This is a genomic window from Cryobacterium sp. 10I1, assembly GCF_035019805.1.
Taxonomy (GTDB): domain Bacteria; phylum Actinomycetota; class Actinomycetes; order Actinomycetales; family Microbacteriaceae; genus Cryobacterium; species Cryobacterium glucosi.
The window spans coordinates 1-3,779 of the sequence record NZ_JASJVF010000293.1; the positions used below are offsets into that span (position 1 = coordinate 1).

The following is a 3,779-nucleotide window of genomic DNA, read 5'->3' on the forward strand; positions in this document are numbered from 1 at the left end:
GCGGTGTGTTCTCGCATGTTGTGGCCGCCGGTCTCGACCCAGATGGTGTTGTGCACGATGCGGTCCATGATCGCGTCCGCGTGAACCCCGGAGCCAAGGCGCTGGTGCCAGTCCTTTTGGGCGTATTAAGTGCAGAACACTGTTGATGCCTGATCGTAGCGGCGCTCGAGGAGTTCCAACAGCATGCTCCTGGTGCTCTCGTCGGGCTCGTCGAGGAGCCATTCATCGATCACCAGGAGCGTGAATGCGGCGTACTTGTTCAAGAACTTCGTCGTGCCGGAGGGTTTATCGCGGGCCAGCTGCCAGGCCTCTTCGAGCTCCGGCATTCGAATGTAGTGTGCTCGCACCCGGTGCCGGCACGCGGCTTTCGCCAACGCGCAGCCTAGATATGATTTCCCCGACCCGGTGAATCCCTGGAACACAACGTTCTGTTGCCGGTCGATGAAAGGGCCGGGGCAGTCTGCTCTTCTTCTGCCTCCCGGCCGCGTCATATGTCCACGTGGTGGCGGCGGTGTCGGGGGCGGTGCTGTTGAGTTGGTTGTAGGCGTTGTAGCTGTCGTCGATGGGTGCCGCGCGGAACTTGGGGTGGGTGAGGCTTGGGTATGGTGAACTTCGCTCCAAGCGAAAACGAATCTTCAGAGATCAGGAGTCAACCAAACCGGGGGCCGTTCCAGCCGACAGAATGCTACGGTCAGGTCAGGATCACTTGATCATTGACGAGACGGCGTTTCTGCGTCAGTCGCACGGGCACATCCGGTGCAAGCCGGTGTCGCAAAGGCACGGGACCCCTTGGGTTAGCCGGCCTATCAACAGACAGGACCGACGCTCAATGGGCGTTTTGCGAAAATCAGTAGACCGGGTGAACGTCCGTGGCCTCTTGAGGCCGTCTGACGGGACTGTCCAAAGCACACGGTGGTACTTTGCCGCCCTGGCGATGGCGTCTCTGATCGTGTCCGTGCCTGCTGCGTTTTTCGAAGCGACCGGCGGCGTGATAGTGCTGATGCTTTTGGGGTCAACGGTAACGTTGCTGTCATCGTGCGTTCACGTCCTCCTGAGTCGGCAGGTACCACTGTGGCTGGACGTATTGGACACGGTTGCGATTGTTGTTCTCGGGCTCGCCAGTCCGTCCACGACGACGGTGATCGCCTACGTGCTCACCGCGATCTGGTTTCGAGCCTTCTACGGATCGATCTGGCGTTCTCTGCTGCGATGTGTCCTCGGGATGGCAGCGCTCTCTGCGACAGTGCCGTTGTGGTCGTTGATTCCGACCCACTCGGTGCCACCGACAACGACGGGCTTATACGAGTCGTTCCCGCTGATATTCATCGCCGTTTTCATCGCCCGCCAAATGGGCGGTGGCCTGCTGGCGCGAGAGCAGGCCACTCGGCGCGATACCGTGTTGGCCGCCACCGGCTCGCAATTGTTGGGCCTCACTGACGAGACCTTGATCAGGGCTCTCGCTTGGGCGGCTTGTGCTGAGATTTGTGATGCCACTCCAGGTTTGCGCCTGCTCAAACTGGTGCGCGATGGCGCCGAGTTGAGGGTTCAAGGAGTTGCCGGCAGCTTCCTTAGTGTTCCGGGAGCGTTTCCTGGGACCGTCGTCTCGTCCACAACGGATCCAGGGGATGCGCGGGTCCTTCAGCCGGGACCGCTGGATGACGCCGTCGGCGTCGACCTCGCCTGGTCGTGCGTTAGTTTGCGGGGATTGCACGAAAACGCCTGGATGCTGGTAGGTGCGCCGAAGAAGATCCCCTCAGATGCGTTGTTGTCTGTGCGTGATTTGGTCAACCAGGTGGCTCTGGCCCTCCGCAATAGTGACGTGCATCAACAACTCACGTTACAAGCCCAATATGATTCGTTGACTGGGCTGGACAACCGGGCTTCCTTCACCGCGAAGCTGGCCTCAAGCCTCGCGGACCAGGCGCATCTGGACGGTCTGCACGTTTTGTTCCTCGACTTAGACGACTTTAAGGATGTTAACGATGTCCTGGGTCATCGTGCCGGAGATGCGGTACTTCTCGAGGTCGCAGCGCGGCTGCGCGGGTGCACTCGCCCCGGCGATGTCTGCGCGCGACTGGGCGGCGATGAATTCGCCATCTTGTTGCGCGGTACCACGGCCAGCGCTGCTAGGGACGTCGCTCAACGCATGATTGACTCGCTGACACCACCCGTGCGCGTTGGCGAACGCTTTGCGCAGGTCGGTGCCAGCGTCGGGATCGCGACGCTCACACCCGGGATTGATATCGATGAGCTTGTACATCAAGCCGATATCGCGATGTATGCAGCCAAAGCCAACGGCAAAGGTCAAGTACAGGGCTATCACGTGGGGCTCATACACACCGGTGCGACCCGGCTAACAACCGAATGGGCCCTCGCAGTCACAGCTATTCGCACGCGCCCACTCCGTGGAGCGCGTTGATCATTTTTGTGTCTCTGAGGCTCTCCTCACGCTCGACGAAGGTCAAAAACCTATCCTGACAGCGGTGCCTTGCTGAGGTCTAGCATCCCGCCAGCGTGCCGGAAGAAGCGAGTCCCGACCGGCGCCGACACGCAGGCCCGCTCGCCCGCTTCCTCGCTCGAGATGCCCTGGCCAACGAGGCCCCCAGAAATCCTGGCGGTGCTCCCGGTGCCACCCCGGCGGCCGGCCTGGCGACCGCATCGGTTCTCGCCCGAGTTGCGTGGCCATCCAACCCTTCGGACGTCCCATAATCCACCTCCATGATCGAGGTGTTGCTTCCACCGGTTGAATCCACTCTTCTTGTTGTATCCGCTGTAGAGAAGAACAATCTTGCAGCCGTGAAATGTGCAGAACACTCGGAGAAGTACCTGGCGGTCGATGCCAGACATATCCATCGGCGGCGCTAGGCCGGCTTCAGTAAAAATCGCCTGCAACGATTTGCGCACGCGAAACTCGTACAGTCCATCGCCGAGTGATTTCCCCCACTCGCCTGCGCAAATGTCGATTCCATAGACCTCGAGTACGTGCTCGATTGCCGCGATGAGGACCGCCTGCTCGTACGGAGGGAGCGAGTCCACGAAGCGGTCAAGGGTATCGCCCTCATATTCAACAGTCCAGGCGGCCAATATCGTCCTCTCTTATGGTGCGCCGTGAGCTTATCGAGTCCGGGAGCGCCCATAGGCCCGTACGATCCCTTCAAAGAGCCACGATGGTGGCATCAGCGGCCCCGGTGTCGAGGGATAGTGGCGTGTGCCCGGGCAATTGGTCAACAGCTTGTTGGACAGCGGGGCGCTGGCTCTCCCCGGCCCGCGCGATTGCTTGCATGCCGGTCCAGTTCGTCCTCAGGTATGGATCGGAACACGTGGGATCCCGCTCACCGATTTCTTCGCCACCGGAAACGCGGGTGCCGGTGCGTGCGCCGAGTCGAACTTATTGTCGAGTCCCGGGTGTGTGTCTCGGCGAAGGTGCCCCGTCGGCGAGGCTGAAAGTCAGGACGGACTGGCGGTCATCGCGGAGGAGGTGTTCGTCGATGGCGAAGGTTTTGAGCCTGTCGGTGGTGCGCAGCTTGTCGAGGGTGTCGATGCGCAGTGCTGCGCATACTTCGGCTGGAGTCATGAGAGGTGAGATGGGCAGCGGCTTCCTCACTCTTTCTCTTCCTTCAGTATCGGCGTGAGCGTGGCGGCTTGTGCTGCGGCGATGGCGTTGATCTTGTCTGGCCTGAACCCCGCCCAGTGTTCGGTGCCTGAACCGTCCCGGTTTTCATGCCGCCGTTTTGTTGGCGGCTTCGATATCTATCGGGCCGTTTGTTTCAGCGTAGTAG

General features: G+C 60.7%; 2 protein-coding genes, 1 pseudogene and 1 riboswitch. Of the genes and pseudogenes, 1 reads left to right on the forward strand and 2 read right to left on the reverse strand.

Annotated elements, in window-relative coordinates; all coding sequences use genetic code 11:
• Positions 1 to 491: pseudogene (locus QN345_RS16705) on the reverse strand (ATP-binding protein); the annotation flags it as partial.
• 245 nt (positions 492 to 736) lie between these two features.
• A riboswitch (cyclic di-GMP riboswitch) is annotated at positions 737 to 811 on the forward strand.
• 123 nt (positions 812 to 934) lie between these two features.
• Between QN345_RS16705 and QN345_RS16710 the strand changes: the two are divergent.
• Positions 935 to 2,419 carry a GGDEF domain-containing protein gene (locus QN345_RS16710; RefSeq protein WP_322140472.1) on the forward strand — a complete coding sequence of 495 codons (1,485 nt, stop codon included), beginning with the start codon at positions 935 to 937 and terminating at the stop codon, positions 2,417 to 2,419.
• 50 nt (positions 2,420 to 2,469) lie between these two features.
• Here the strand turns inward: QN345_RS16710 and QN345_RS16715 are convergent, their stop codons facing one another.
• Positions 2,470 to 3,084: a hypothetical protein gene (locus QN345_RS16715; protein WP_322140473.1), complete on the reverse strand. Its 615-nt coding sequence runs from the start codon at positions 3,082 to 3,084 to the stop codon at positions 2,470 to 2,472.
• Between the last annotated feature and the right edge of the window lie 695 nt (positions 3,085 to 3,779).

What these genes read in the sequence shown, in the direction of transcription:
- QN345_RS16710 (WP_322140472.1), top strand. Translation starts at nt 935, where the DNA reads ATGGCGTCTCTGATCGTGTCCGTGCCTGCTGCGTTTTTCGAAGCGACC.